This window comes from Caldisericia bacterium (assembly GCA_026414995.1).
GTDB lineage: Bacteria > Caldisericota > Caldisericia > B22-G15 > B22-G15 > JAAYUH01.
The window spans coordinates 272-523 of record JAOAHY010000051.1; the positions used below are offsets into that span (position 1 = coordinate 272).

General features: G+C 54.8%; 1 rRNA gene (running past one end of the window). It reads right to left on the reverse strand.

The features are described from left to right. Positions 1-252, reverse strand: a 23S ribosomal RNA gene (locus tag N3D74_06740); its annotated part reaches 271 nt to the left of the window's first position; the annotation flags it as partial.

A 252-nucleotide genomic window follows, 5' to 3' on the forward strand; every position in this document is an offset into this window, starting at 1 on the left:
ATAAGAGACAGATCCCGTGTTACCGGGACTTCATCCTGCCCATGGTTAGCTCACGCGGCTTCGGGTCTACAGAGAGTTACTAGACGCCCTATTCAGACTCGCTTTCGCTTCGGCTACTCCCCTCCAGGGATTAACCTCGCAACCCCCTGTAACTCGCAGGCTCATTCTTCAATAGGCACGCAGTCACCCTCACGGGCTCCTACAGCTTGTAGGCTAAGGGTTTCAGGTTCTCTTTCACTCCCCTATCAGGGG